Here is a 25,432-nt window from a genome sequence, read left to right as displayed (position 1 = left end):
CAAAGACGCGCCGAAAGCTGCAACGTCTCCTGGTGCAGAACCTCAACCGCTGCTGAGACGCTCGATTTCGGCGCCACAGGCACTGAGCTTGCGCTCCAGTTGCTCGAAGCCGCGATCCAGATGGTAAACACGGTTGATGACCGTCTCACCCTCACCCGCAAGCCCCGCAATAACGAGCGACACAGAGGCGCGAAGATCCGTCGCCATCACAGGCGCGCCTTTCAGCGCTTTCACGCCTTTGATCGTCGCCGTGTCGCCATGGAGCTGGATGTCTGCGCCAAGCCGCGCCAATTCCTGCACGTGCATGAAGCGGTTCTCGAAGATCGTTTCACGAATGACGCTCGTTCCCGATGCGCACGTCAAAAGCGCCATCAGTTGTGCCTGCAGGTCGGTCGGAAATCCTGGAAACGGCTGCGTCTCGACCGACACCGGCCGGATGCCGCCGCCATTGCGCGCAATGCGCACGCCGGTTTCCGTCGCCTCGACCGACGTGCCCGTCTCGCCCAGCACATCGAGCGCAGTCTTGAGATCGTGAATGTGCGCGCCTTCGAGCAGCACATCGCCGCCCGTCGCCGCGACCGCCATCGCGAACGTTCCGGTTTCGATACGGTCGGGCAGCACCGTATGCACTGCGCCTTCGAGCCGATCGCGGCCCTGAATGCGCAGCACTGACGTGCCGATACCTTCGACATGCGCGCCCATTTTCGTGAGGCACGTCGCCACGTCGCCGATCTCGGGCTCGCGCGCTGCATTCTCGATCACGGTCTCGCCCTTGGCGAGAGCGGCAGCCAACAGCACATTATGCGTGGCGCCGACCGATACCTTCGGAAATACGATATGCGCGCCGCGAAGTCCCTTAGGTGCCTTGGCGACGACGTAGCCGCTGTCGATGTCGATCTCGGCACCCAGCGCCTTGAGCCCCGTGAGATGCAGGTCGACCGGCCGTGTACCGATGGCGCAACCGCCGGGCAGCGACACCCGCGCCTCACCCATTCGGGCGATCAACGGACCAAGCACCCAGAAGCTCGCCCGCATCCGCGACACCATTTCATAGGGCGCGGTTGTATCGACGATGTCGCGCGCCGTCAGATGGATGGTGTCACCGAGATGGCCCGACGGGCTCGAACGCTTGCCATCGACGGCAAGGTCGACGCCGTGATTACGTAGGATCCGCACCAGAAGATTGACGTCCGCGAGATTGGGGACGTTCTTCAGCGTCAGGCGGTCTTCCGTCAAAAGGCTGGCGATCAGCAGCGGCAAGGCCGCATTCTTGGCGCCGGAAATCGGGATGCTTCCCCGAAGCGCGTGGCCGCCGACAATTCTGATCCGATCCATGAATTCCAATCGTCTCCATGTGGAAAATCCGCACGAATCGGCCAGTGGGCCCGAGATCGCGTGATTATCCGTTGAGCATTACCCTCGGCAAGCCGCTTTTCCGGGTGAAGCAGCCTTAGTCCTCATGATTGCCGGACGATGTTTCCCCGTCGTCCCCATCCGTCTCTTTGTGGCGCCGCGCCGCAGCCTTGCGGCGTTTCAGGTTGGCGCGCAACTCCTCGGCGAGGCGCTGCTTCCGGGACATCTGGGCAGCCGACGGCTTTGCACCCGGATTTGCGGGCGGTTTTTGCGGCAAATCTCCGCTCATTCAGTCTTCGCGCGTCTCGGAATGTGTCGCAAGACTTGCATCTTCATGCTCCGTCCTCCCCCTTGTCGATAGCTTGGCTTTCCGGCTTGCTCGCCGTCAAGCCTTGTGGCAGTGTCCGCCCGCCCGAGCCAGGAGCATTTCCGGCACGCCGGTTGGCGCGCCTGAATTTTCCGTTCGTTGGCCCTCAAAGGCGATACGCCAAATCAGCTGCCGTAGCTCAGTGGTAGAGCACTCCCTTGGTAAGGGAGAGGTCGAGAGTTCAATCCCCTCCGGCAGCACCAGACCGCTCCCATCATGCGAGCGCCGATCATCACGGGCCACGCTTCTCTTTCGCTGATCTGAAACCGCAGCCGAAGCACCCAGTCCGAATCTGCGCGTCGCATCGCAGGCCCTCAACAAATCATGCCACCTGGTGCTCGACTTTATTTCGCACTTGCGAAATAGCTTGTTAAGCTTTGGAGCCAATCTCGAATAGGGGGATCGTTGCCCATGCTGAACTACACCGACCGCGGCAGTTACAAGGATCGCATCATTCCCGCCGCGGATCTGAAGGTCCTGCCAGACCCGCCGTATTCGAACAGCTTTCCGATCAAGCTGCCCGACGGCGACTGGGCGGACCTGCCCTTTCTCGCTCTCCCGCCGGACTTTGACACCGCGATTGCCTACCTGTGCATTACCGAGAATTCTTTTGAGCTCGAAGACCGCTTGAGCACGGCGATGGCCGATCTCGTCCGCCCGCTCGGCGCTGAAGTCGTCATCGGTATGCCGACGCTCGGCATGGTTCTGGCAGCATCCGTCGCAAAGAAGCTCGGCCATCCCTACTACGTGCCGCTGTCGTACTCGCGAAAATTCTGGTTCGAGGACGAACTCTCCGTTCCGGTGATCTCGATCACGAGCCCGCTGAAGCCTAAAACAGTTTTCATCGATCCGCGGCTTCTCGAACGGCTCGAAGGCAAGCGCGTGTTGCTTGTCGAGGACGTCATTTCGACAGGCGGCACGGTTTCTGCCGAACTCGAGCTGATGAAAAAAATCGGCGCGAATATCGTCGGCGTGGTGACAGCCATTAAGGAAACGAGAGTCTGGGAGCGCACACTGGGCGACATCGACCCGGCATACCGTGCGCTAGTTCACGCGCCGATTAAATGTCCCCTCTTCCGCAAGACGCCGGAGGGCTGGGTGCCGGACATGTTGACAATGCCGACCTAAGCGCACCGCAACTTGGCCATGCCCACTTAAGCGCGCAGGCCGCATTTCGGCGTCGCCATAACCGCAACAAGCAGTAAAAGTTGATCGGGCCGGCGGGAAAATCTAATTTTGTCCGCCTGCATCTTTGCGTCAGCCAAGTTGCGCCTCGCACCCAGCAGGGAAGAACTTGGATCTTGCCATGTTGCTGCGAACGATTGCCATTCTGCTTTCGCTGTCCGTGCACGGCTTGATCGGCTACGCGATATGGCCCAGGCTTCACAACGAGGAGTTGGAAATCCTCGATTTCGGCACGGGACAGGACATTGAGCTGATGCCGCAGGGCATGGTCCTCGATACCGTGGCCAATCGCGGCGACAGCGTCGAAAGCCTTGCGACGCCGGACGTCGTGCCGATGGACGAGCGCAAGCCGCCGCCGGAAGCGTCAAGCTCCGTTACGCCGATGCTGTTACGCGACGTGAGCGGCGGTGCGCCGGAAAAAAGCGCGCAGGACGTCGCCATGCTTCCGCAGCAGAAACCAGCTCCACAATCATCGCCCGTCGCGCCGCCGACACCACTTCATGACGCCCGGGACGTTCAGCAAGCACAAAACACCGAGGACATTCCGGCAATCGAACCGCGAAAGCCGTCGACGCAACCGCCGACCGTGACCTCGTCGAACCCGCTGATCGACCTTCCGGATGACGCCGGACGACAAATTACACCAGACGTCGCGCCGGTTCGCGAGCAAGCTCCGGCTGCCCAACGCCCCCTCGTTGCGACGGCGCAGCTGCTCCGCGACGTCGCCAGCAAAGTTGAAAGCCGGAAACCCGACGCTGCCGCAACTGTCGAAGAGCAACGGCCTGCGCCGGAGCACCCCACAACAAAGCCGAGCGAACAGCTCGACGCCATTGCAGCGCCGCAGAAAGACGCGGTTGAACAGATCGCAGCGCAGCCTACCGAAACACCGCTGCCGAACCCTCTCAAAGCGCCAAGCTCCGGCAAGCCCGGAGACTTGCCGCCCCTCGACCAACTCAAGGAATCGAAGGTCACGCAGATCGATAAGCCATCGCCCCCCACCCCGATGGCAGAGCAGCAGCCCGATACGAAGGAAGTCGAGGCACAACCCGAGCAGGTCGCGATCGTCACCGAAGAAAGTTCGGCAACGGTGAAGACCGGCGGCGAGGCACGTATCGTCGGAATTTATCTGGGCCAAATCAACGACCGAGTGCAGCACTCGAAAGTCAATCCACGTTCGCGGCAGACGGGCGTGGTCGTTTTGAAATACACGATCGGCACCGACGGCGCTCTTCTTTCGAAGGAAGTGACTTCATCCTCGAAATATCGCGTTCTCGATGAGGCCGCACTCGCCGCGCTCGACCGCGCCACGCCGTTTCCGCCCATTCCGCCGGAAGTGAGCCTGAAGCCTATGACGTTCACGCAGCCTTTTAAATTCATCGTGCGCTAGGCACGCCGTACCTCGGCGTTACGCACTGCAAATTCTTTGGCTACCCAGTCGATGAAAACTCGGACCCGCGGCGACAGCTGGCGATTGCGCGGGTAAAGCAGCGAAACCGGCGTCGACGTCGGCGGATAATCCGGCAGCACTTCGACAAGCTCGCCCGCCTGCACCGCAATGTCGCCGCGATAGCGCGGAATTTGAATGAGTCCGAGACCGAGCTTTGCCGCTGCGTGATAGGTCTCCGCGCCATTCACCGAGACAGTCGATGGCAGCATGATATTGCGCACCTTGCCATCGACGATGAATTCCAGCGGCAGATGCCCGCCCGTAGCGGTCGAATGGAACGCGACCATCCCATGTGTTCCAGGCAAATCGTCAGGATGCCGAGGCAATCCGTGCGCTGCGATATAACCGGGCGAGGCGAGCGTCATTTCATCGAGCGTTGCAACACGGCGCGCGACCATATCGCTGTCCTGAAGTGATCCGGCGCGCAATACGCAGTCGATTCCTTCGCGGACCAGATCGACATAACGATCGCCTTCGCTGATGTAGATTTCGATGTCGGGATAGGTTTCGAGAAACGCTGGCAGGCTCGGCAGCAGGAAATGGCGGCCGAGCGTACCGTGCACATCGACCCGCAACAGGCCTTTAGGCTTGGCGCCCGCAAACGCGCCCTCGGCGTCTTCGATATCAGCCAAAATGGAGAGGCAGCGCTGGTAGTAAGCCTCGCCATCGAGCGTCGGACTTACGTGTCGGGTGGTCCGCTGCAGCAATTGCACTCCAAGGCGCGCTTCGAGTTGCTTGACGGCATCCGTCACCGTCGAGCGCGGCAGCCCCATGTCTTCGGCCGCAAGCGTAAAGCTCCGCCGCTCAACGACGCGCGAAAAAACCCGCATGGCATCAAATCGGTCCATCGTCCAATTGTTCGCAAATTCCGAATAGTAATGCCGAACAATGCCGGATTATCCGCCCAATTGAAAGGTCCATATCCACTCCAACAGCAAACGCGCTTCGGCGCGCTCTTCGAATGGAGAAGGAAAAATGACCGCCAACCAGAATAGGGTCGCCATCGTCACAGGCGCTTCCCGCGGCATCGGGGCCACCGTCGCGGAGCGTCTCGCCAGGGACGGCTTCACGGTCGTCGTCAACTATGCCGGCAGCGCCGCCCAGGCCGATGACGTCGTGCGAAAGATCGAAAAGGTGGGCGGCAAGGCCGTGACAGCCCAGGCCGACGTATCAAAGCCCGAGGACGTGCGTCGCATGTTTCAATCGGCCGAAACGGCCTTCGGCGGTATTGACGTGCTCGTCAACAATGCGGGCGTTATGGCGCTCTCATCGATTTCCGACGCCGACGACGCCGCTTTCGATCGCCAAGTGGCCATCAACTTGAAGGGCTCGTTCAATGCCATGCGTGAGGCAGGCAAACACCTGCGCAACGGCGGCCGCATCATCAATTTCTCGACCAGCGTCGTCGGCCTCAAACTCGAGAACTATGGCATCTACGCCGCCACCAAAGCTGCCGTCGAAGCGATGACGGGCATCATGGCGAAGGAAATGCGCGGCCGGTCGATTACCGTGAACGCGATTGCGCCCGGCCCCGTCGCAACCGAACTTTTCCTTCACGGCAAATCGGATGAGTTGATCGATAAAATGGCGAAGATGAACCCGATGGAACGCCTCGGAACTCCCGAAGACATCGCCAATGTCGTCTCGTTCCTCGCAGGCCCGGAAGGCGCCTGGATCAACGGTCAAGTCCTGCGCGCAAACGGCGGCATGATCTGACAATCCACGACGGACTACCTTGAGTTGAAGCAAGATAGTCAATCGGAAATTTCGCGCCTTTTGAAGGATTGCTGCCCGGCGCACAGAATGCATAGCAGATCATCTCATAATAGAGGGCGCGCCGAAGCATCGGCATCGGTGCGCTTCTCTTAATTTCCTGGAGCGTCCAAAAATATCGTCGATTTTCGCGGCAATCGTCACTTTTCGCGAAACGCGATGACAATGCTCGTGCCGTTAGGACCGAGCCGGGAATTGCTCTGCATCAAGGTCGTCTTGAACCATAGTCGTATTCTCCAAACATTGAACCTCAATATTTTCCCCGACCGCCGGGCAACCCTTAGTTCATCCCGCACTTTCCAAAAATCAGTCCTGAGAGCTTCGGCCCGCGCTGATCGGGAAAACAAGACGATAATCCTAGGAAGGACAAACGATGAAGTTCGTGACGACCAACCCCTATACGGGAGAAGTCCTGAAGACCTTTCCGACGGCCAGCGAATCCGAAATCAAACAGGCCATCGATAAAGCGCATGATACATTTCTCAGCTGGCGCGAGACGTCGTTTCGCGAACGCGCGCGCATCATGCAGAAGGCTGCGGACCTCCTGCGCCGCGATGTCGATAAGTACGCGCCGATCCTGACGATCGAAATGGGCAAGCTGCTTTCCGAAGCGAAAGCCGAAGTTGAGCTTTCCGCCCGCATCTTTGAATATTACGCCAAGAACGCCGAGAAACTGCTGGCTCCGGAAAAGCTTCCGGTTGCAGATCCGGAAGAAGGCGAGGCCGTTCTGGTTTGCGATCCGCTCGGCATCATCCTCGCGATCGAACCGTGGAATTTCCCTTACTACCAGATCGCCCGCATCATCGCGCCCCAGCTCTCGGCAGGTAACGTCATCCTGCTGAAGCACGCCGCCAACGTTCCGCAATCCGCCATTGCCTTCGAAAGCCTCATGCTGGAAGCTGGTCTGCCGGACGGCGCCTTCATCAATCTCTTCTTGGATCATCCCCACGTCGGCGTGGTCCTCAACGATCCGCGCGTTCACGGCGTCGCCCTCACCGGCTCCGAATACGCCGGTTCGATCGTTGCGGCTGAAGCCGGCAAGGCGCTCAAGAAGTCGACGATGGAACTCGGCGGCGCCGACGCCTTCGTCGTCCTGAAAGACGCCGACCTCGACAAGACCGCGAAGTGGGCCGTGTTCGGCCGCCACTGGAATGCCGGCCAGGTCTGCGTATCCTCCAAGCGCATGATTATCGAAGAGCCGGCGTACGACGGCTTCATGGAACGTTACGTCAAGGGCGTTTCCGAGCTGCGCGCCGGTGATCCGATGGATCCCAACACGACGCTTGCACCTCTCTCGTCGCAGAAAGCCGTCGACGACCTCAAGGACAAGATCCGCCAGGCCGTCGCGCACGGCGCCAAGGCGATCGAAGTCGGCCCGAGCGTTCCCAACCAGGGCGCATTCCTGCAGCCGACGATCCTCACCGATATCGCAGAAGACAACCCGGCCCGCTACTGGGAGTTCTTCGGTCCTGTTTCGATGATCTTCAAGGCTAAGGACGAAGACGATGCCGTCCGCATCGCCAACGACTCGCCGTTCGGCCTCGGCGGTTCGGTCTTCACGTCGAACCCCGCTCATGGCGCCGAAGTCGCCAAGCGCATCTCAACCGGCATGGTGTTCGTCAACCATCCGACCATGGTCAAGGCCGACCTGCCGTTCGGCGGCGTCCGGCGCTCAGGATACGGCCGCGAGTTGCTCGGCCTCGGCATCAAGGAGTTTGTGAACCACAAGCTGATCGATATCGTCGACATCGACGCAGCGTTCTAAGCGGCCGAACAGCAAAACAAGACCATTCGCACCGTGCGGGAGAACTCGCACGGTGCGAATTCTTATCAGCCGAGCCTCATCGACACTTCCACATCGTCACCGAACGGCGTCGAAAGATAACCATTCGATGGCGAACGCACGCGAGTCAAATAGTCGGGACTGTAATCGGCGTTGTCGGCGATCACGAAGGCTCCCGGCCTGAGGCGGCTTTCCAGCAAGCTTAAAATTTCCGGGTAAAGTGCTTTCGCACCATCCAGCAGCACGAGGTCGATGACCTCAGGAAGATCGGCGTTCAGCGTCTGAAGCGCATCGCCTTGCCTAATTTCGACCAGATCAACCACACCGCCCGCCGTCAGATTTTCGCGTGCCTTTACCACTTTCGATGGCTCGAACTCACTCGTGATTAGACGGCCTCCGCCATTGTCGCGAAGCGCCGCGGCGAGGTGCAGTGTCGAAACGCCGAATGACATTCCGAATTCGACGATTGATCGCGCCCGGCATCCGCGCGCAAGCATGTAGAGCAACGTTCCCGTCTCCCGCGAGACCGCAAGCGGGAAGTCCTTTAATCGCCGATAGAAATCCCGGTAATCAACCTTGCTGCTCATCAGTCGCGCATGTTCTTCGGACGAAAGGTCCGCAAAATCGGGACTGTCCGTCGGCGAGATGGCGCTAGCTACTTCAAAAAGCCTATCCAGAAGCGGCCCAACAGGGGGTGTAGTCAGCGTATTCATCGTAAATCTCTCCTACGACTTTTGATCAGTCTTCCGCCCGATCAAGAATACGATTAATCAATCGCATTCACTATTCGCATTCCCTACGCCGCCCATGTCCCGAAAAAAAAGAACCCAAATTTCCTCGCGAAAAGAACCTCGGCAGGCCCGCTCCACCGAGCTTGTAACGGCCATTCTGGACGCTGCTATTCAGGTTTTAGCGAAAGAAGGTGCGCAGCGTTTCACGACTGCGAGAGTCGCCGAAAGAGCCGGAGTCAGCGTCGGCTCGCTCTATCAGTATTTTCCGAACAAGGCGGCGATCCTCTTTCGTCTCCAGTGCGACGAGTGGCGGCAGACGACAGAGTTGTTGAGCAGCATTCTCGGCGACTCACGCAAACCAGCGCTTCAACGACTCCGAACGCTCGTACATACCTTTATCCGATCGGAATGCGACGAAGCCGCAGTCCGTGTCGCGTTGGACGACGCCGCCCCTCTCTACCGCAATGCTCCGGAAGCAAAGGAAGCGAGAGCATCAAGCGCACGAGCGATGGACAATTTCATGCGTGAAGCATTGCCCAATGCCTCGAAGTCGCAGCAATCGTTGGCAGCCAAACTTATCAAGACGACGCTTAGCACCGTCGGAAAGCAGTTCTCGGAAACGCCGCGCACCCCGGCGGAAATTAAGGCCTTTGCCGGTGCTCTAGCCGATATGTTTTGCGCTTACTTGGACGGGCTGGCAAATCCTGGCTGCCAGCTAAGGATAGCTGGACCAAAACGTGCTCGTCAGGTGTCCAACACCTCTTCGATCTGATAGAGCGGCCGATACCGCCGCGTCACGACCGTGATCCGCGCGCCGTCTCGCAAGGTATGAAGCCCCTGGGTGACAAGCTGAATGGTGACGCCGCTGTCGGTATGGAGCTCGGCGTAATCATTGCCCCACACCCGAACGGTACCGGAGAACACGTGTGTTCCCGGTTCCAGCAGATCGGGAGTGCTTGTTCTGGTGCCACCCATGTGCCACACGCCGCAAATCCCAAAACCATCCGAGTTTGCCGACGAAATGTCGGCGCGCGCAAGGCCGCCGCAGACACCATCTCCATAATTCTAGCGTGAGCCATCACCCTGGCCGTCCAGCCGAGGGAAAAATCCAAAAGATCGAACGTGTTGATCTTGACTATTACTCCCGAACGGCTCATGTGAACCGCGCGGTTGCCCCTGTTTAAGGTGCCGCGAATCCGAAGGAACCCAACCCTTGTCTAGCGACAGTAGTCGATTGCCCCGGCCGTCGAGGCTCGTGGACTGACCGTTGGGTCGGCTCCCACGATCCGTGCGACGGCGGATCGGAAGGTGAGCCATGGAAAACATCCGCAAAGCATCGGGTGACGATGTCGACCCGATCGTTCTGGTCGAGTTGCTCGAAGAGCACGACGCCGACATTGTCGCTCAGCTCAACGAGGAAGACCTCGAAACAGCTGCGTCAATTCTGGCGCAGCTTCCACTCGATCGCGTCGTTGAAATCTTCGACCGCCCCGAGCTGTCCCGCGCCAGCGACCTGATCCTCGAACTCCCAGAGGAGTTTGCAGGCCAGGTCCTGACCGGCATGTCCGCCGACCGCGCGGCCGACCTCCTGCGTCAGCTCGACGGTCCCGACCGCACGAAGCTGCTGTCGCTTCTCGATTTCGAGACCGCCCAATCCCTGAAGCTGCTGCTCGCCTACCATGAGGGCACCGCCGGCAGCATCATGACGACCGAGTTCGTCAGCGTCCCCTCGACGTTCACGGTCGCCGACACCTTGCGGCTGATCCGCGAGGTCGAGCACACACGCGAAACCGTCTATGCGATCTATGTTATTGATCCTGTGTCGCGCATCCTCGTGCGCACTGTCACGCTGCGTCAGCTGATTACCGGCGAGCCCGATCAACCCATTCTAGAGGTCGCACCCGATCGCGATCCGATCTGGGTTGATCCCGACACCGATCGCGAAGAAGTCGCACGGCTGATCTCGATCCACGACCTTCTCGCCGTCCCGGTTCTCAACGCCAGGCACCGCGTGCTCGGCATTGTCACCGTCGATGACGTGATCGACGCCATCCTCGATGAGAGTACCGAAGACGTGCAGAAGTTCGGCGGTGTCGAAGGCATCGCCGAGCCGTATCTGGAAATCGGCTTCCTGGAGATGATCAAGAAGCGCGCCGGTTGGCTTTGCGCCTTGTTTCTCGGCGAAATGCTGACAGCGAGCGCGATGCAGCATTATTCCGATGAGCTTGAAAAGGCGGTGGTCTTAACGCTTTTTATTCCGCTGATCATGAGCTCGGGCGGCAACTCCGGCTCGCAGTCGACATCGCTTCTCATTCGTGCGCTTGCGCTCGGACAAATCCGGCTGCGCGACTGGTGGCGCGTCGCCATCCGCGAGATTCCGACGGGCATTACGCTTGGCACCATCCTCGGCATCATCGGCATCGCGCGCATTTCGCTGTGGCAGACGATCGGTATCTTCGACTACGGCCCGCACTGGCAGCTCGTCGCCTTGACCGTCGGGCTCGGCCTCATCGGCATTGTCACCTTCGGCTCGCTGACCGGCGCAATGCTGCCGTTCTTGCTGAAACGCATTGGCTTCGACCCCGCGAGCGCGTCAGCCCCGTTTGTCGCAACGCTCGTCGATGTCACCGGCCTGATGATCTATTTTAGCGTCGCCATGCTCGTGCTGCGGGGCACACTGCTTTAGAGCGAAAATCATACTTTGGAACGGAAAGGCGTATGCAGACAAAAAACCTGCATGCGCCTTCGTTATTTTCGTGTCGTATTTTCATACAGCCTGCAAACGATCGCGGCATTTCTGCTGGGATTGAGCGGCTTACTGAAATCCTAGTTTTGAAAGCCTCTTATTCGATCGAGGCTTTATGGCCACTGTCTCGGGACGAAATGCCCTTTGCCCGCAATGAGATGGGCCGCAATGATGGTCAACATCATTGAATTTCGGATCGTCGGAATGCATGTGATGTACTATTGTCCACTGGCGTCGGCGCGCCGTGGAAAATTCTCGCCTGTGGATTCTGAAAAAATGACGACGACCACCGCCCTTGTGAGGCTTAAGCCTCGATGCTCGGCCTTGTCCGTGCTGGCCGCGATGGCCTTCATCGCGAGCAACGTCCAATCTGCAAGCGCGCAGAGCGCGCCACCGGCGTTTCCGGTCACCGTGGCGCCCCCGATCGCGAAGCACATCAAGACGTGGGACGAATTTCCCGGCCGCTTCGAAGCCGTCGCCCGCGTCGAGCTGCGCCCACGCGTCAGCGGCTACGTCGATCAGGTCAATTTCAAGGAAGGCACGATCGTAAAACAGGGCGATCTCCTCTTCACGCTCGATAAACGGCCGTTCCAGATCGCCGTCGAAGCCGCGAAAGCGGATGTCGCGCGCACGCAGGCCCAGGTCGAATTTGCCAAGGCCGATCTCGAACGCGCCGGCCCGCTCGTCGAAACGAAAGTCTTGAGTGAACAGGTCTACGAGCAGCGCAAATCGAGCCTCGGCGTCGCCGAAGCCCAGGTGATGTCGGCAAAGGCCAATCTCAAATCGGCCGAGCTCAATCTGGAATGGGCGGAAGTGCGCGCTCCGATCTCCGGCCGCGTCTCGGACAAGAAAATCGACGTCGGCAACCTCGTGATCGGCGGTCAGGTCAATTCGACCTTGATGGCGACCATCGTCACGACCGACCCCATTCACTTCGTCTTCGATACCTCCGAAGCCGACTACATGCGCGATGCCCGCAAGCGGAAGTCGGGCGTGCTTCCCGCATCCCGCCTCGCGCCCGTTCCCGTCCGCGTGAAACTCGCCGACGAAAAGGACTGGGCGCACGAGGGCACGATGGACTTCATCGACAACGCCTTCAATCAACGCTCAGGCACCATCCGCGGCCGCGCCGTTCTGTCTAACAAAGACGATCTGCTGACGCCCGGACTTTTCGCCCGCATCGCCGTTTACGGCGGCGACGCGGATGCGCTTCTCGTTCCCGACGATGCCATCATCTCCGATCAGGCGAGCAAAATTCTTTATACCGTCAATGCCGACAACGTTGTCACCGCCACGCCGGTGACGCTCGGCCAGATGTACGAAGGCTTGCGTGTCATCACCTCTGGACTGAAGCCGGACGACCGTATCGTGATCGAAGGCGTCGCAAACCCCGCCATTCGGCCGGGAACGAAAGTTGCGCCGACCGAGGGAGCGATCAAACCGCCCGAGAAGACGGCGCAGAACTGATCTGCGCCGCCGCGCCTGAACGAGCATTCCGTCTGAAGCTTCCAACGCCGATAGGGCCCGATGCGTCTGTCTCACTTTTTTATCGACCGGCCGATCTTCGCTGCAGTCGTCTCGATCATCATTACGATCCTCGGGTTGATCTCGATGCGGTTTCTGCCCATCGCAGAATATCCCGACATCGCGCCACCGACGGTTGCCGTGCACGCTACGTATCCCGGCGCGTCCGCCCAAGTCATCGCCGAAACCGTCGCCACGCCGATCGAGCAGGAAGTCAACGGCGTCGACGACATGCTCTACGTCAACTCGCAATCGACCGGCGACGGCCAGTTGACGATCAACGTCGTCTTCAAGCCGGGCACCAATGTCGATCAGGCGCAGGTTCTGGTCCAGAACCGCGTCGCGGTTGCTGAGCCCCGCCTGCCGGAAGACGTGCGCCGGCTCGGCATCTCTGTACGCAAGGCCTCGCCCGACCTGATGATGGTCGTGCACATGATCTCACCTGACGGCACGCGCGATCAGCAGTACATCTCGAACTACGCGACGCTCTACGTCAAAGACGTGCTGACCCGCATCGACGGCGTCGGCGACGTCCAGGTCTTCGGCGCCCGCGACTACTCGATGCGTATCTGGCTCGACCCCGACAAAGTCGCAGCTCGCGGTCTGACCGCAGGTGAGGTCGTCTCGGCGCTCCAAGCCGCCAATTTGCAGGTTGCGGCAGGCTCGATCAATCAGCCGCCCGCGTCATCCGACGGCGCCTTCACGATCAACGTCAAGACGCTCGGACGTCTGTCATCGCCGGATCAGTTCGAAAATATCGTCGTGCACGCCGAACCGGACGGCTCGGTCGTTCGCATCCGCGATATCGCCCGCGTCGAGCTGGGCTCGCAGGACTATACCGTCAACGCCTATCTCAATAACAAGGTCGCGACCGCGCTCGTCATCTTCCAAAAGCCGGGTTCGAACGCGCTGGCGACGGCCGCCAACGTCAAGGCCGAGATGGAGCACCTGAAGAAGAGCTTCCCGCCGGGCGTCGGCTATGCGGTCGTCTATAACCCGACGGAGTTCATTCAGTTCTCGATCGACGCCGTCATCCATACGCTCATCGAAGCACTGGTGCTCGTCGTCCTCGTCGTCATCCTGTTTTTGCAGACATGGCGCGCGGCGATCATCCCAATCCTGGCGATCCCCGTATCGCTGGTCGGCACCTTCTTCATCATGAGCCTCGTCGGCATCACGTTTAACACGCTGTCGCTGTTCGGCTTGGTGTTGGCCATCGGCATCGTCGTTGACGACGCTATCGTCGTTGTCGAGAACGTCGAGCGCTACATTGCCCAAGGCATGACGCCGAAGGAGGCCGCTCATAAGACGATGGATGAAGTCGGCGGCGCGCTGCTTGCAATCTCGCTGGTGCTGATCGGCGTCTTCTTGCCGACCGCCTTCATCACCGGCCTGCAAGGCTCCTTCTTCAAGCAGTTCGCTATCACCATCGCCGCTTCGACCGCAATTTCGCTGATGGTCTCGCTCTCGCTTTCGCCCGCCATGGCTGCGTTGCTCTTGAAACCGCACGCCGGAGAGCATGAAAAGCGCAATCCCATCGCGACAATCCTCGGTGCGCCCCTGCGCTGGTTCTTCGCCGGCTTCAACTGGGCCTTCAGCACGCTGTCGCATGGCTACGCCTGGCTGACGCGCAACCTGATCCGCGTCGCCGCCGTTCTGCTCCTTGTCTACGCCGGCCTGCTCTACGTCACCTATGAGCGATTAACGGCGACGCCGACGGGTCTCATCCCGCAGCTCGATCGCGCCTACTTCATCACGGTCTTCCAGCTTCCGCCGGGCTCCACCTTGAAGCGTACCGATGAAGTCGTGCGCCGCGCCTCCGAAATCATCATGCATCGGCCGGGCGTCGCCAACGCCGTCGAATTCGTCGGCTTCGACGGCGCGACATTCACGAACGCGCCCAACACCGGCGTCGTCTTCGTCGGCCTGGAACCGTTCGAACAGCGCATCGCCAGCGGCCTGACCAAGGATATGATCCTTGCCGACCTGCGCCAGCAAATGGCGACCCTCAAGGACGCTTTCATTTTCGTGCTGGAACCGCCCTCTGTGCCCGGCATCGGAACCGGCGGCGGCCTCAAAGGCTATGTTCAGGATAAAGCGGGACGCGGCCTGCCCGCGCTCGAAGGCGCGGCCTGGGCAATGGCCGGCGCCACCGGCCAGACGCCGGGCTTCACGCAGGCCTTCACGCTCTTCAACGTGCGCACGCCTGAGGTCTATGCCGACATCGACCGCACCAAAGCCGAACAGCTTGGCGTTCCGATCAGCCGCGTGTTCGAAACGCTCTCGGTTTATATGGGCTCGGCCTTCATCAATGACTTCAATATCCTCGGCCGCACCTATCGCGTCACAGCGCAAGGCGACAACCCATATCGCCTGTCGCTGCGCGACGTCTCCAACCTGAAGACGCGCAACAACGACGGCGACATGGTGCCGATAGGTTCGGTCGCAACCTTCCAGGACACGACCGGCGCCTATCGCGTGCCGCGCTACAATCTCTATCCGTCTGCCGAAGTGCAGGTTCAGCTTGCGCGCGGCTATTCGAGCGGCACGGCCATTGCGACGATGGAAGCGATCGCAGAGAAAGTCCTGCCGCAAGGCTTCGGTTTCGAATGGACCGAGATCGCGCTGCAGGAAAAGCTTGCGGGCAATACCGCAATCTACGCCTTCGGCCTGTCCGTCGTCTTCGTGTTCCTGCTGCTCGCGGCGCTCTACGAAAGCTGGGCGCTGCCGATTGCCGTCATCCTGATCGTGCCGATGTGTATCCTGGCGGCAATGATCGGCGTGAACATCCGTGGCCTCGATCGCAATATCCTGGTCGAGATCGGCTTGATCGTGCTCGTCGGCCTCGCGGCCAAGAACGCCATTTTGATCGTGGAGTTCGCCAAACAGGGCGAGGACAACGGCCTGTCCCGCGTCGACGCCGCCGTCGAAGCTGCCCGCACCCGTCTGCGGCCGATCCTGATGACGTCGCTGGCCTTCATCCTGGGCGTCGTGCCGCTGGTCTTCGCCGAAGGAGCAGGCGCCGAGATGCGGCAATCGCTGGGCACGGCCGTGTTCGCGGGTATGCTCGGCGTGACGCTCTTCGGCCTGATCTTCACGCCGATCTTCTACGTCGTCGTCCGGAAACTGTCGCCGCGGAGAGATCCGCATGCCGATCCGCACCAAACGCCGCATACCCCGGCGGCGGGCACACCATCGGCTTAAAAAGGCACGGCGAGCGCCAAATTAACTTGTCCGGCCTTGCGGGGTCGACAAACCGGCCATCGGTCCCCATCTAGAGAGGCGGCAACAGGTATTTGCCGTCTCAAATCCAATGGGTCTATAAGGGCGCTTCGTTTGCCCCCGTTGGCATGACCGTCTTCTCACAACAACTCAGTGTTCTCATGAATTCAGATAAGAAGCCGACGCGCGCCGACGTCGAATCCGCCATCAAGACCATCCTCCGCTGGACGGGCGAAGACCCCGACCGCGACGGCCTGAAGGAGACGCCTGCCCGCGTCACCAAGGCCTTTGAGGAATGGTTCCGCGGGTACGGCGAAGATCCCGAAGCGATCCTCAACAAGACCTTCGAGGAAATCGAAGGCTACGATGAGATGATCGTGCTGCGCGGCATCCGCTTCGAAAGCCACTGCGAGCACCACATGGCGCCGATCATCGGCCGCGCCTGGGTCGGATATATTCCCAATGGCCGCGTTGTCGGCATTTCGAAACTCGCGCGGGTGGTGAATGCCTATGCCAAGCGGCTTCAGATCCAAGAGAAAATGACGGCCCAAATCGCCAATGCGATCGAAGAGGCGCTGCATCCTCAGGGTGTGGCAGTCATAATCAAGGCCGAGCATCATTGCATGACGACGCGCGGCGTACTCAAGCCGGGAACCGACATGGTGACAAGCCGCATGCTCGGCGTCTTCCGCGACAACGCGATCACGCGTCAGGAATTTCTGGCGCTGGTGACGGAGGATACGAAGACGTCGTGACGTTTGCGGGCGGATAATTGACCGCGACGAGGTAAAGGCCCGACGCCGGCGCGACGGGCCCACACGCCTCCCGGTTCGCCGCAGCCAGCGCCTTTGCGAGGTCCGCCCGAGCCCACTTGCCTTCGCCGACGAGCTTTAAGCTCCCGACCATCGACCGCACCTGATGGTGCAGGAACGAACGCGCTGACACGGTGCAGACGATCTCGTCGCCGTCTCGGGAAATCTCGAACCTGTCGAGCGTCTTGACGGGCGACGCCGCCTGGCACTGCGCGGCGCGGAAGGTCGTGAAATCGTGCTTGCCGACGAGCACTTGCGCAGCTTCATGCATCGCGCCCGCATCGAGCTCCTGCATCGTCCACCACACGCGGTTACGATCAAGGATCGGCGGCGCGCGGCGCGTCAGCAGACGATACTTGTAGTGCCGCTTGATCGCGCTGAAACGGGCGTCGAACTCGGCATCGACAGCCGCACACGCAACGATACCGATCGGATGCGGACGCAAATGAAAGTTCATCGCGTCGCGAACGCGGCCCGGCGACCACTCTTTGCTCAAGTCGAAATGCGCGACCTGACCCAGCGCATGCACGCCCGCATCCGTGCGCCCGGCGCCGCGCACGCCGACCGTCTCTTGCGAGAACTTGCGGATCGCGTCTTCAAGCAGGCCTTGGATCGAAAGGCCCTGCGCCTGCCGTTGCCAGCCGACAAATGGCGTTCCGTCGTATTCAATGGTGATGCGATAGCGGGGCATTCAAACTCAGTGCTCAGGGATGATCGCGCCATCCCTAGCCGTTCCGGAGCGCAGGCTCAACGTTTGGCAGTTATTCTTCGTTCTGCTTGTCGGGTGTTTGAGGCTTCACTCTATGGACAGCCTTCGGCGCTCGCACACCCGGAACCCGGTAGAAGGCAGCGCCGCGATACACGACCCCGCCGGGAATCTCGGTCTCCTCGCCAACCACCCACGCGGGATCGAACGGCACCGGACGAATGACCCTGACGCCGCTTTCGATCGTCACGTCAGCGCCCGGCACGAGATGTCTGCCAGTCGGACCGGTCGGCGCTCCGAAGTCCGCAGCCATGGCTGCAACGGGAAGAGCAGCCGTCAAAACAAGACCAACGCAGACCTGCCGAAACATTCTCGCACTCGCCGCTACCAACCACTGGGTTGTAGCCTCAAGCGCCGGTCTTTGCAGCCCGGACGTCGGATATCATTAACGGGAAAATGGTGTCCCGGCCGCAACCGGCGTACCACGCAGAAAATCCGAAGCCGCCATCGGTTGCTTGCCGGCCCGTTGCAGCTTCACGATCCGGATCGCGCCGCTGCCGCAGGCAATGGTCAACCGGTCGTCGATCAGCGTACCGGGCGCACCCGAACCATCGACAACGGCCGCCAGCAAAACCTTGATCCGCTCAGGCTTCCCGCCGAGCGAAATCTCAAACCACGCGCCGGGAAACGGCGACAGACCGCGAATGTGATCCGCGACCTCTTTTGCAGACCGCGAGAAATCAATCCGCGCCTCGCTCTTGTCGATCTTGGCGGCATAAGTCGCGCCTTCGTCCGGCTGCCGCACACATGCGAGCGTCCCCGCTTCGAGTTTGCCCAGCGCCTCGACCATCAGTTCCGCGCCAAGCTTCGACAGGATGTCGTGCAGCTCGCCTGCCGTCATGTCCGGCGAAATGGGAACATCACGGCCGACGCACACCGGCCCGGTGTCGAGTCCCTGCTCCATGCGCATGATGTTGACGGCCGTGACCGCATCGCCCGCCATGATCGCACGCTGGATCGGCGCCGCCCCTCGCCAGCGCGGCAGCTTCGAGGCGTGCACGTTAAAACAACCGAGCCGCGTCGCGTCCAGGATCGCTTTCGGTAGCAGCAGGCCGTAGGCAACGACCACCGCCGCATCGGCCTGCAACGCCGCAAATGCCTGGCGATCGTCGTTGCTTTTGAAATTCACCGGCGTGCGAACTGGAATACCGAGAGCTTCCGCACGCCGATGCACCGGCGATTTCGCTTCCGCCATGCCCCGTCCCGCCGGACGCGGCGGCTGGCTATAAACCGCGACAACCTCATGCCCCGCCGCCACGACCGCATCGAGCACAGGCACGGAAAAATCCGGCGTCCCCATGAATACGATCTTCAATGGCATATGGACTCTTTTGTAGGCGCGATCGACGACCCAAATTTCGCGCGTGCGGCCGGCTGACCGGAGGTCAGTCGCACGCGCCAACCAAAACCTTAGCTTCGCGACTGCTTCTTGAACTTGCGGATGACCATATCGCGCTTCAGCCGCGACAGGAAATCGATGATGAGCTGGCCGTCGAGATGGTCGATCTCATGCTGGATGGCAGTCGCGAGCAAACCGTCAGCCTTAAGCTCCTGCTCTTTGCCGTTCCGGTCGATGTAGCGCACGGTTACTTCCGCCGGTCGCTCGATTTCGACGCGCACGTCGGGAATGGACAGACAGCCTTCCTCATGCAACCGCGTCGTCGAACCCAGCGCGACGAGTTCCGGATTGGCCATGGCGAGCGGATTGGGCGGCTCGCCCTCGTCCGAGGTATCGAGCACGACGACGCGCCTCAGCACGCCGACCTGCGGCGCGGCAAGGCCGACACCCGGCGCCGCGTACATCGTCTCCAGCATGTCGTCCATCAGCTTGACGACGGCATCGTCTACGCGCTCGACCGGATCTGAGATCTTGCGCAGGACGGGATCGGGAATGGTGAGAATGGGAAGTACGGCCATGGCGCCTGACATATGAAAGGCCGCAGCCGCGGTCAATGGCGTGCGTCTCTATACCGTTCCGAGACCTGATCCCCGGCAGGTTGCCGCGTCGCCACAGAGGCCGCGAGCGCCGCGGCGGTTGTCTCCGGCGGGGCCCAGCCAATCCGGCGCAACCGGGCCGCGTCAACGACCAGATCACCCGTTAGCCGGTCGGCGAAATCGCCCTTCCCGGCAAGCCGCAGCAGGCGGGCGAGCGATGTGTCCGGCACGGGAAGCAGCATTTCCGGCCGCCCGAGCCCTCGCCGCAGCGCACGGATGATCTCGGCCATCGTCAAAGCCTCCGGGTCTGCCACGATAAATGCAGCATTTTCAGCAGTTTGGGTTTGCAGAATATATTGCAGCGCGCTGATGAGGTTGCCGATGCTGACCAGCGACCTCCGCGCTTTAAGCGCCCCGAACGGCAGCGGCACCGGCAAAGCGGCGATTTTCAGCAGCGCCGCCATATTGCCTTTGACGCCCGGTCCATAAACCAGCACCGGCCGGAGCACGGTCCAACGCGTCGCCGAACCATCGAGCATCTGTGCCGTGACGGCTTCCGCCGCCTGCTTCGACCGGCCGTAGGCGTCCGTCGGCGCGGCCGGCGTCGCCTCCGTCACGAGCCCAGGATAGGTCACGCCCACCTGCGCTCGGATCGACGACATCAAGACGAAGCGCTTCACCCGCGCCGAACGGGCGGCTCTGGCCAGCTGCCGCGTTGCATCAACATTGATAGCCGTATAGGCCGCAGACGGCAGATCGGTCCGCGCCGCCGAAAGCCCGGCCGCGTGCACGACGGCATCGACGCCGCGCACGAGGAATTCCGCGGCGAACGATCGCGACATGTCGCCGACGGCAACGCCCTCGACGCGAGGACTGTCAAATACGATGGGGTGCCGCGACGCCGCCCGGACGTTATAGCCACGCTCCGCCAGTACGCGGACGACATGCTGTCCGATGAAACCCGACGCTCCAGTCACGAGAATGCGTTGGGCAATAGCCACACCCGCTCTCCGTTAGCTCAACGTGGCGCTGCAATCGACTCTTCCAAGACGATCTAGGACCGTCTCGTCCGAAAGTGCAACGCCGCGCGCGCTAAAGTCTCAGCGTTTCCCCAACGCGCGCAACCAAACGGTAGCCTACAAATATGGAAATTAGGCCAAAGGCGACGCCACCAACCAAATTACCCGCGAGCACGCCTTCGGCACCGTAAAACTTCCCGCCCCAAATGACGAAAGGAATAGTGCCAACCGTGGCGCGGCCCCAGTTGAGAATCGTCGAGACGTGCGGCCGACCCAGCGTATTGAAGACGGCATTCGTCACGAAGATCGCGCCCATGAAAACGAACAGCGGCGACAGCCAGCGGCAGAAGAAAACGATCAGATCACGCACCTCGCCCGTTGCATGAAATAGCCCCGCCAGAGGATCGGCCGCGACCGCAAGACCGAGCCACGCAACTGCCGTGAAGGCCGCCATCGTCAGCAGCGAGAGCGTGTAGGCGTCGCGCATTCGCGTCCGCAAGCCCGCACCGAAATTCTGCCCAATGATCGGTCCGACCACGCCGGAAAGCGCAAAGATCGCGCCGAACGCCACCGGAATGATCCGTCCAATGATCGCCCACGCCGCAACAGCAGCATCGCCATAGGGCGCAATGGCGTGCGTAATGTAGGCGTTGCCGACGGCCGGCGCGATATTCGTCAGCACGGCAGGTGCTGCGATCCGCGAATAGGGTCCGACGTCCTGCTTCAGCGTCGCGATCTTCGGCCGTCCCATCAGATCGTGCACGCGTACGACACCGTACAGCCCGACGGCCATCATCACCAGCCGCGCCAGCAAACTCGACAACACGGCACCTTCGATGCCGAGCCCGAAATGCACAATGAAAATCAGATCGAGGATCGTATTGACGATCGCGCCCGACAGGGTGACGTTCATCGCGCGACGCGCATCGCCGACAGAGCGCAGCACCGCTGACGATGTCATGCCGAGCGACAGAAACGGCAGCGTCGGCAGCAGAATTTCGAGATAGAAGCTTGCAAGATCGAGCGTCCGCCCGCTGGCGCCGAGCAGCCGCAGCAGCGGCTCGATCGCGAACCACAGCGCCAAGCTCGCAATCGCTGAGAAAACGAACGCCATCACGTGCGCGTTAGCCGTCAACCGCCGTGCCCTGACGCGCCGCTGCGCACCAAGGGCCGGCGCGATCAGCGACGTAGCGGCGATGGAAAGCCCGATGCCGATAGACGTCGAGAAGAAGAGGATGGAACTGGCGTAGCCGACGGCGGCGACGATCGCGTCGTCACCGATGCGCGACAGAAAATAGATATTCGCAAGATCGCCGACGAACACCGCCATCAAGCCGAGCGCACCGGCAGCGGTCATCGCCAAAATGTGCCGCAACAACGAGCCCGTGACGAACTTCGGCCCGCCACCGCCGCGCCTGACGATTTCGACTTCCGCCATATGCCTGACGTTTCCGCGGTGAGATATCCGCGCTCCCGGAGTTCTTATAATTTCCGCCGGGCCTTGAAGGCGGCGGCCAGCGTGCCGTCGTCGAGATAATCGAGTTCACCGCCGATGGGAACACCTTGCGCCAGCCGCGAAACAGTAACGTCGGTACTCTGAAGCTGATCCGAGATGTAATGTGCCGTCGATTGGCCTTCGACGGTGGCATTCAGGGCCAGCAGAATTTCCTTCACATCCGGCGATTGCGCCCGCGCAACGAGGTTCGCGATATTGAGCCGCTCCGGCCCGACGCCGTCGAGGGGCGATAAGTGTCCGCCGAGCACATGATAGCGCGCGGAAACGATGCTCGCCCGTTCAAGCGCCCAAAGATCGCCGACCTCTTCCACGACGACGATCAGACTCGTATCACGCCGCGGATCGGCACAGACGCTGCATGGCGACACCGTATCGAGATTGCCGCAAATGGAGCATTCCGTGATTTTCGCGATGGCCTGCTGAAGCGCGTCCGCCAACGGCAACATGAGATCGTTGCGCCGCTTGAGCAGCGCCAGCACAGCCTTGCGCGCCGAACGCGGCCCGAGCCCCGGCATGCGTGCCAGGAGCTGCACCAGCCGCTCGATTTCAGGACCTGCGGTTTTACGAGACATGTCCCAGTTCATGATAACTTACTTCGTCATCCTCGACCGAATGAGCGAAGCGAATGATGGTCGGGATCCAGCACAAAAGTCGTCGAAGACGCAAAAAATATCGAGCCTTCGGCAGTTTTGCGATGGATGCCCGAACGGCTCGCAAGCTTGCCGTTCGAGGACGACGTAAAAAAATCAGAAAAGCTTCATGCCCGGCGGAATCGGCAGACCGCCCGTGATCTCGGCCATCTTCGCCTGCATCACATTATCGACCTTTGCTTTCGCATCGGTCGCGGCCGCCACGATGAGATCTTCGAGAATTTCGACCTCATCAGGCTTCATCAAGCTCGGATCGATCCGAACTTTTTTCAGCTCCCCGCGGCCGTCGACCGTCACATGCACCAGACCGCCGCCCGCCTGGCCTTCGATCTCGGCCCTTTGCAGCTCGTCCTGCATTTCCTTAAGGCGCGCCTGCATCTGGCCCACCTGCTTCATCATACCCATAATGTCTTTCATATTGTCCTCGCGGCAGAGAGCCGAATTCGTCCTTGAAGTTTAAACGGCTTCGCTCTCGCTGTCCGTATCTGTCTCATGCCCTGCAATTCGCCGCACTTCGGCGATCTTCGCATCGGGAAAAGCTTCGAGAACCGCGCGCACTGCCGGATGCGCTTTGAGCGATTCGAGTTCCTGAGCTTCGCGCTCTCTGCGCACGACGCCAATAGGAGGCGCGCCGGCATCCTTCGAAAGCACGACGACCCAGCGCCGCGTTGTCCAAAGGTTGAGTTTTTCCCGAAGGTCGTTGGCGAGTTCCGGCGGCGCCTCGGGCATCAGAAAAAGATCGATCGAACCCGCCACCGCATCGAACTTGACGAGGCTGACATGGTCTTCGAGGTGCCACTTGAGCTTCGCATCGCGCTTTTCGCCTGCGAGCGCCACGACGTCTGCAAACGATCTCGGATCGGACTTCATCGATCCGGCCGCGACAGCCGGAGCAGCCACTTCGTCACCCTCGGCATCGCCAATCGGCTCGCCGTCGTCGAATTCGAAGCCGTCGCCCAGATCACCGAGGTCGCCGAGATCATCCTGATCGTTTTCAGCGACCGGAACATCAACACGCGCATTGAGCGGACCGCGCTGACCGGCAGGAGCATCCCCGGCCGGCAATGCCGGACGCCGCGCCGGAACAGACCCGCCGCCGAGCGCTTTGATCAACTCGTCGGGCGTCGGCAGATCCGACGTGTAAGCAAGCCGAATCAAAATCATCTCGGCCGCGACACGCGGATTGGGCGCGCGCGAAACCTCATCGAAACCTTTGACCAGCATCTGCCACGCTCGCGACAGGTACGGCATCGACAAACGCGATGCGAGACCGGCGATGCGCGCCTTTTCTTCCGCCGTCAGAGCTTCGCCCGCAGGCTCTTCGCCGACAGCTTTAACGCGCGCTATGGCGTGTACGGCTTCAGCCAGATCGGACACGACCTCGGCCGCTTCCGCGCCATCACGATGCAGCGATTCCAATCCTCGAATGGCCGTCGCGACATCGCCTTTGAAGAGCGCTTCAGCGAGATCGAAAATCCGCGCGCGATCGGCAAGGCCGAGCATGTCGCGAACCTTCGCCGCCGTAACGTGCCCCTCGCCCATCGCGATCGCCTGATCGAGAATGGAAAGGCCGTCGCGCACCGAACCTTCGGCCGCGCGTGCGATAAGCTGCAAAGCATCAGCGTCAGCTTCGGCACTTTCCAGGCCGACGATCTTCTGAAAATGTTCAGCCAGCACCGGTTGCTCGACACGGCGCAAGTCGAAGCGCTGACAGCGCGACAGCACGGTGACGGGAACTTTGCGAATTTCGGTCGTCGCGAAAATGAAACGGACATGCGATGGCGGTTCTTCAAGCGTCTTCAAGAGCGCGTTGAACGCGCCCTTCGACAGCATGTGAACCTCGTCGATCAGGAATACTTTCGTGCGCGCGACGAGTGGCGTGTACTGCGCGCTTTCTATGATCTCGCGGATATTATCGACACCGGTATTCGAGGCAGCGTCCATTTCGAGCACGTCCGGATGACGGCCCTCCATGATGTCCTTGCAGTGAACGCCGAGACCCGGCATGTCGATGGTCGGCTTGTCGTAGCCCGGCGCTTCGTAGTTGAGCGCCCGCGCGAGAATGCGCGCCGTCGTCGTCTTGCCGACACCGCGCACGCCCGTCAGCATGTAGCCCTGCGCGATGCGCCCGGACGCGAACGCGTTGCGCAGCGTCGTCACCATCGCCGACTGGCCGATCAGGTCATCGAACGTCGCCGGGCGATACTTCCGCGCCAGCACGACATACGGCTTCGCGGGCTCGGTGCTTCCCGAACCTTCGACGCCGTCAGACGTTTCCGATTTCTTTTTCGCCATGATCCCTGAAACAACCTTTCGCCCAGAGGGCGAGGGAGCAAGGCGACCCGCGGTAAGCCGCGCCCCCCGCGGAGAGCGCCGGATCGCCCTTGCGATCCGAATTGCGCTCGTGAGCGAGTAAAGAGGCTGGCGAACGACCCGATTTCTGATCGTTAGGGCTGCTTCCTTCCGGACCTGACCCGGTTGGCGACGAACTCGTCCGCCGCCAGCCCGTTCCTATAATGGGCCGGGCGGCGAAAAAGTACAACCCTCCCTGCACCGGAAACTAACAGCCTCCACAACAAGGCAAGCCGCGGATTTACCGGCCG

General features: G+C 61.0%; 24 protein-coding genes, 1 tRNA gene and 1 other RNA gene. 11 read left to right on the top strand and 15 right to left on the bottom strand.

The window, feature by feature from the left end; translation table 11 throughout:
* Window positions 1–42 precede the first annotated feature (42 nt).
* A complete protein-coding gene (murA, locus tag HYPMC_RS03005; RefSeq protein ID WP_013946302.1) occupies window positions 43–1,335 on the bottom strand; it encodes a UDP-N-acetylglucosamine 1-carboxyvinyltransferase in 1,293 nt (430 codons plus the stop codon).
* A gap of 115 nt (window positions 1,336–1,450) precedes the next feature.
* A complete protein-coding gene (locus tag HYPMC_RS03000) occupies window positions 1,451–1,642 on the bottom strand; it encodes a hypothetical protein (protein WP_013946301.1) in 192 nt (63 codons plus the stop codon).
* Between the two features lie 206 nt (window positions 1,643–1,848).
* On the opposite strand from HYPMC_RS03000, the gene HYPMC_RS02995 reads away from it, so the two are divergent.
* From HYPMC_RS02995 to HYPMC_RS24615, 3 genes are all read left to right on the top strand, one after another.
* Window positions 1,849–1,923, top strand: a tRNA-Thr gene (locus HYPMC_RS02995).
* 208 nt (window positions 1,924–2,131) lie between these two features.
* Window positions 2,132–2,848, top strand: coding sequence for a phosphoribosyltransferase (locus HYPMC_RS02990; RefSeq protein ID WP_013946300.1), 717 nt, complete (start codon window positions 2,132–2,134; stop codon window positions 2,846–2,848).
* A 178-nt stretch (window positions 2,849–3,026) separates the two neighbouring features.
* Window positions 3,027–4,292 carry an energy transducer TonB gene (locus HYPMC_RS24615; protein ID WP_024275375.1) on the top strand — a complete coding sequence of 422 codons (1,266 nt, stop codon included), beginning with the start codon at window positions 3,027–3,029 and terminating at the stop codon, window positions 4,290–4,292.
* On the opposite strand, the gene HYPMC_RS02980 is transcribed toward HYPMC_RS24615, so the two are convergent.
* Window positions 4,289–5,200, bottom strand: coding sequence for a LysR family transcriptional regulator (locus tag HYPMC_RS02980; RefSeq protein ID WP_013946298.1), 912 nt, complete (start codon window positions 5,198–5,200; stop codon window positions 4,289–4,291). The genes HYPMC_RS24615 and HYPMC_RS02980 overlap by 4 nt on opposite strands.
* Window positions 5,201–5,327: 127 nt before the next feature.
* On the opposite strand from HYPMC_RS02980, the gene HYPMC_RS02975 reads away from it, so the two are divergent.
* Together HYPMC_RS02975 and HYPMC_RS02970 are read left to right on the top strand one after the other, a co-directional pair.
* Window positions 5,328–6,068 carry an SDR family oxidoreductase gene (locus HYPMC_RS02975; RefSeq protein ID WP_013946297.1) on the top strand — a complete coding sequence of 247 codons (741 nt, stop codon included), beginning with the start codon at window positions 5,328–5,330 and terminating at the stop codon, window positions 6,066–6,068.
* A 430-nt stretch (window positions 6,069–6,498) separates the two neighbouring features.
* On the top strand, window positions 6,499–7,890 hold the full coding sequence (locus HYPMC_RS02970; RefSeq protein WP_013946295.1) for an NAD-dependent succinate-semialdehyde dehydrogenase: 1,392 nt from the start codon (window positions 6,499–6,501) through the stop codon (window positions 7,888–7,890).
* Window positions 7,891–7,955: 65 nt separating this feature from the next.
* On the opposite strand, the gene HYPMC_RS02965 is transcribed toward HYPMC_RS02970, so the two are convergent.
* On the bottom strand, window positions 7,956–8,621 hold the full coding sequence (locus tag HYPMC_RS02965) for an O-methyltransferase (protein WP_013946294.1): 666 nt from the start codon (window positions 8,619–8,621) through the stop codon (window positions 7,956–7,958).
* 94 nt (window positions 8,622–8,715) lie between these two features.
* Here HYPMC_RS02965 and HYPMC_RS02960 point away from each other — a divergent pair, with 94 nt between their 5' ends.
* The gene (locus HYPMC_RS02960) at window positions 8,716–9,411 is read left to right on the top strand and encodes a TetR family transcriptional regulator (RefSeq protein WP_013946293.1); all 696 of its coding nucleotides are present in this window, start codon (window positions 8,716–8,718) and stop codon (window positions 9,409–9,411) included.
* Here HYPMC_RS02960 and HYPMC_RS02955 read toward each other — a convergent pair.
* Window positions 9,384–9,614: a hypothetical protein gene (locus tag HYPMC_RS02955; protein ID WP_024275374.1), complete on the bottom strand. Its 231-nt coding sequence runs from the start codon at window positions 9,612–9,614 to the stop codon at window positions 9,384–9,386. The genes HYPMC_RS02960 and HYPMC_RS02955 overlap by 28 nt on opposite strands.
* A gap of 340 nt (window positions 9,615–9,954) precedes the next feature.
* On the opposite strand from HYPMC_RS02955, the gene mgtE reads away from it, so the two are divergent.
* From mgtE to folE, 5 genes are all read left to right on the top strand, one after another.
* A complete protein-coding gene (gene mgtE, locus HYPMC_RS02950) occupies window positions 9,955–11,325 on the top strand; it encodes a magnesium transporter (protein ID WP_013946291.1) in 1,371 nt (456 codons plus the stop codon).
* A 32-nt stretch (window positions 11,326–11,357) separates the two neighbouring features.
* Window positions 11,358–11,573 carry a hypothetical protein gene (locus tag HYPMC_RS24055; protein ID WP_013946290.1) on the top strand — a complete coding sequence of 72 codons (216 nt, stop codon included), beginning with the start codon at window positions 11,358–11,360 and terminating at the stop codon, window positions 11,571–11,573.
* Window positions 11,574–11,661: 88 nt separating this feature from the next.
* Window positions 11,662–12,852 (top strand): efflux RND transporter periplasmic adaptor subunit, encoded by a 1,191-nt coding sequence (locus HYPMC_RS02945; protein ID WP_155831165.1) that lies wholly within the window; start codon window positions 11,662–11,664, stop codon window positions 12,850–12,852.
* 60 nt (window positions 12,853–12,912) lie between these two features.
* Window positions 12,913–16,113, top strand: a complete 3,201-nt coding sequence (locus HYPMC_RS02940) for an efflux RND transporter permease subunit (protein ID WP_013946287.1) — start codon at window positions 12,913–12,915, stop codon at window positions 16,111–16,113.
* A gap of 179 nt (window positions 16,114–16,292) precedes the next feature.
* Window positions 16,293–16,886 (top strand): GTP cyclohydrolase I FolE, encoded by a 594-nt coding sequence (gene folE / locus HYPMC_RS02935; protein ID WP_024275372.1) that lies wholly within the window; start codon window positions 16,293–16,295, stop codon window positions 16,884–16,886.
* Here folE and truA read toward each other — a convergent pair.
* The 10 genes from truA to ffs all read right to left on the bottom strand — a co-directional run bounded on the left by truA (window position 16,834) and on the right by ffs (window position 25,338).
* On the bottom strand, window positions 16,834–17,634 hold the full coding sequence (gene truA, locus HYPMC_RS02930) for a tRNA pseudouridine(38-40) synthase TruA (protein WP_013946285.1): 801 nt from the start codon (window positions 17,632–17,634) through the stop codon (window positions 16,834–16,836). The two genes, folE and truA, sit on opposite strands and share 53 nt — an antisense overlap.
* 70 nt (window positions 17,635–17,704) lie before the next feature.
* A complete protein-coding gene (locus HYPMC_RS02925; protein WP_013946284.1) occupies window positions 17,705–18,019 on the bottom strand; it encodes a hypothetical protein in 315 nt (104 codons plus the stop codon).
* Window positions 18,020–18,094: 75 nt separating this feature from the next.
* Complete coding sequence (gene fmt, locus HYPMC_RS02920; RefSeq protein WP_041300648.1) at window positions 18,095–19,030, bottom strand: methionyl-tRNA formyltransferase; 936 nt, start codon at window positions 19,028–19,030, stop codon at window positions 18,095–18,097.
* 89 nt (window positions 19,031–19,119) lie between these two features.
* Complete coding sequence (def, locus tag HYPMC_RS02915; protein WP_041300646.1) at window positions 19,120–19,626, bottom strand: peptide deformylase; 507 nt, start codon at window positions 19,624–19,626, stop codon at window positions 19,120–19,122.
* 32 nt (window positions 19,627–19,658) lie between these two features.
* A complete protein-coding gene (locus HYPMC_RS02910; RefSeq protein WP_013946281.1) occupies window positions 19,659–20,645 on the bottom strand; it encodes an NAD-dependent epimerase/dehydratase family protein in 987 nt (328 codons plus the stop codon).
* Between the two features lie 91 nt (window positions 20,646–20,736).
* Window positions 20,737–22,101, bottom strand: coding sequence for an MATE family efflux transporter (locus tag HYPMC_RS02905; protein ID WP_013946280.1), 1,365 nt, complete (start codon window positions 22,099–22,101; stop codon window positions 20,737–20,739).
* Window positions 22,102–22,145: 44 nt separating this feature from the next.
* Window positions 22,146–22,751 (bottom strand): recombination mediator RecR, encoded by a 606-nt coding sequence (gene recR / locus HYPMC_RS02900; RefSeq protein ID WP_041300640.1) that lies wholly within the window; start codon window positions 22,749–22,751, stop codon window positions 22,146–22,148.
* A gap of 174 nt (window positions 22,752–22,925) precedes the next feature.
* Window positions 22,926–23,246 (bottom strand): YbaB/EbfC family nucleoid-associated protein, encoded by a 321-nt coding sequence (locus HYPMC_RS02895; RefSeq protein ID WP_013946278.1) that lies wholly within the window; start codon window positions 23,244–23,246, stop codon window positions 22,926–22,928.
* A gap of 39 nt (window positions 23,247–23,285) precedes the next feature.
* On the bottom strand, window positions 23,286–25,124 hold the full coding sequence (locus HYPMC_RS02890; protein WP_013946277.1) for a DNA polymerase III subunit gamma/tau: 1,839 nt from the start codon (window positions 25,122–25,124) through the stop codon (window positions 23,286–23,288).
* Between the two features lie 118 nt (window positions 25,125–25,242).
* An RNA gene (gene ffs, locus HYPMC_RS23540) (signal recognition particle sRNA small type) lies at window positions 25,243–25,338 on the bottom strand.
* Window positions 25,339–25,432: the final 94 nt, after the last annotated feature.

This window comes from Hyphomicrobium sp. MC1, assembly GCF_000253295.1.
GTDB lineage: Bacteria > Pseudomonadota > Alphaproteobacteria > Rhizobiales > Hyphomicrobiaceae > Hyphomicrobium_B.
The sequence above is the reverse complement of the archived record's forward strand: the minus strand, read 5'-3'. Positions and strand labels throughout refer to the sequence as shown.